Origin of the sequence: Eoetvoesiella caeni, assembly GCF_003315175.1 — a bacterium.
In the GTDB taxonomy this organism is placed as follows: domain Bacteria; phylum Pseudomonadota; class Gammaproteobacteria; order Burkholderiales; family Burkholderiaceae_B; genus Eoetvoesia; species Eoetvoesia caeni.
This window is the reverse complement of the sequence record NZ_QNRQ01000038.1, coordinates 1-2,312: the sequence shown is the minus strand read 5'-3', so window position 1 is coordinate 2,312 and position 2,312 is coordinate 1. Positions and strand designations below refer to the sequence as shown.

At 59.9% G+C, this 2,312-nt stretch carries 3 protein-coding genes; all 3 read right to left on the bottom strand.

Annotated elements, in window-relative coordinates:
* On the bottom strand, positions 1–1,400 hold a 1,400-nt coding region (gene tnpC, locus DFR37_RS22650; protein ID WP_113935409.1), incomplete at its 3' end, for an IS66 family transposase.
* An 82-nt stretch (positions 1,401–1,482) separates the two neighbouring features.
* On the bottom strand, positions 1,483–1,827 hold the full coding sequence (gene tnpB / locus DFR37_RS22645) for an IS66 family insertion sequence element accessory protein TnpB (RefSeq protein WP_013741949.1): 345 nt from the start codon (positions 1,825–1,827) through the stop codon (positions 1,483–1,485).
* Complete coding sequence (gene tnpA / locus DFR37_RS22640; RefSeq protein WP_158306418.1) at positions 1,824–2,222, bottom strand: IS66-like element accessory protein TnpA; 399 nt, start codon at positions 2,220–2,222, stop codon at positions 1,824–1,826. The genes tnpB and tnpA overlap by 4 nt, the downstream gene beginning before the upstream one ends.
* Positions 2,223–2,312 lie beyond the last annotated feature (90 nt).

Here is a 2,312-nt window from a genome sequence, read left to right as displayed (position 1 = left end):
TTCCTGCCCAGGGCTACCCCGCGCAACGCTCGCTCGGCGGTATTGTTGTCGATCTCAATGCGCCCATCGTCCAGATAACGCACCAGTGCCTGCCACTGACTCATGGCATAAGCGATGGCGTCGGCCGTATTCGATTTGCGCGAGATGGTCGTCAACTGTTCGCGCAGCCAGGCATGCAGCGCGATGGCGAGGGGCTTGGCGTGTTCCTGGCGAACCCTTCGCCGTACGTCCGCTGGGCTACCGCGGATGCTGGACTCAATCTTGTAGAGGGCGGCGATCCGATCAAGCACGTGCGTCGTAATGGGCGTGGCACTTTTAACGTGGATGTCGTAGAACTTACGTCGGGCGTGCGCCCAGCATCCGGCCTCTAGCACACGGCCTGATTCATAAATCTTGTCGTACCCGGCAAACGCATCGGCCTGTAGGATACCGATGTAATCCTTCAGGTGCGTTTGCGGGTGGATGCCGCGCCGATCGGGCGAGTAACGTATCCACATGGCCGGCGCTGTCGTATCGCCACTGGGCCGATCATCACGAGCATAGACCCACAGGCGCGCCTGGCGTGTCTTGCCAGTGCCCGGCGCAAGTACGTTGATCGGGGTATCGTCCGTATGCAGTTTGTCGGCGCTAAAGACGTGGCGGCGTAGCGCCTCCAGTAAAGGGCGCAGCAATTGGTGCACCCCACCGACCCAGTCACCGACGGTGCTCTCACTTAAACTCACGTTCTCGCGCTCGTAGATCTGGCACTGGCGGTACAGCGGTTGATGGTCCAGATATTTGCTGACCATGACATGGCTCAATAGCCCTGGCCCCGCGAAGCTGCGGGCAATGGGGCGGCTGGGCGCGGGCGCTTGCGCCATCCGCTCGCAACAACTGCACGCCAGGCGTGGGCGCACATGGCGAACGATTCTAAAGCTGGCCGGCACGTGTTCCAGCACATTGCTCACGTCCTCGCCCAAGCGCGTCCACGCGCCGCCGCAGTCGGGGCAGGCAGACTCCTTGGGAAGATGTTCATGCACCTCGCACGGTAAGTGCTCGGGTAATGGCCGACGCTGCGGCGCGGGGCGCGAGGCAGGCGCTTGGGCCGATTCAATGCTTTGCGCGCGTTCGCCCTGGTTAATGTGCAGCTCTTCGAGTTCGAGCTGCAATTGATCGATTTGGCCCGCAAGCTTCTCAGACTTCTGGCCGAACAAGGCGCGCCGTAGTTTATCGAGCAACAGCGTCAGACGGGCAATTTCTTGTTGATCGCCCTGCTTATCCTGACGCAGGGCTTCGCGCTCTACCTGCCACGCCGCGCGCTCTTGCTCGAAGGCATCGATCTGGGCGGATTTGGCCGACAGCAACGCCTTCAGGGCGTCGATATTGTCGGGCAGTTGGGTGCGGTTGAGCATGGCCGTCATTATACTAAATAACGACTGTTTCCTCTATGAATAAAAGGCTGGAAGACCAATAAAAATGCGGCTCTCAAGCGTTTTATTAACACTAGACCTGAGTCGGTTTATGCGTGCGAGCGGGCCGACGCCAGTCGATCCCCTCGAGCAGCATCGATAGCTGCGCGGGGGTCAGATGCACGGCTCCTGATTCGGCGCTGGGCCACACGAAATGACCGTGCTCCAAGCGCTTTGCCAGCAGACACATGCCGTCGCCACTCCACCACAGCACCTTGATGCGATCGCCCTTGCGCCCACGAAAGACAAACACATGACCGCTAAAGGGATCCTCAAGCAGCGTGGCCTGCACCGTTGCCGCCAGGCCATCGAAGCCACGACGCATATCGGTTGCACCGGCTGCCAGCCAGACCCGGGTTCCTGCCGGTAAGCCGATCATTCTCGTAGCGCCTGAATGAGGCAGCGTAACGTAGGCAAGTCTGCTGCGCCATGGATCACGACACGCGCGGCTGGGAAGATCAGTTCGACGCCAGAGATCGCCGGCCTATCTTGCCCGTCAATTATCTTGGCCGGTTGGCGCGGTGTGGATACCGGTGGCGCCGCTATCTGCACCGGCAGCAGCAACGGCCCTTGGCTAATTGGGCCGAAGTCGCCACGCCGATACTGCCAGCGCCAATTGTGCAATTGGTTGGCATTGATGCCGTGCGCCAACGCAACCCGTGCGATCGACGCGCCAGCGGACATCGATTCCTGCACGACCTGACGTTTGTACTCGACCGGATAGCGGCGTCGGGGGCTCTGCGAGGAACTCACTACACAAAGAGAATCGCTCATGAAAATACGTGTACATCTCAAAAAATACATGGACACGTATCTTGATGAGATTTAACCGAGACTTCTAGACGGTACAGGGCGGGCCGTTAC

Bases quoted from the DNA above. Each gene is read 5' to 3' on its own strand.
- tnpB (WP_013741949.1), bottom strand. From the start codon at position 1,827: ATGATCGGCTTACCGGCAGGAACCCGGGTCTGGCTGGCAGCCGGTGCA.
- tnpA (WP_158306418.1), bottom strand. From the start codon at position 2,222: ATGAGCGATTCTCTTTGTGTAGTGAGTTCCTCGCAGAGCCCCCGACGC.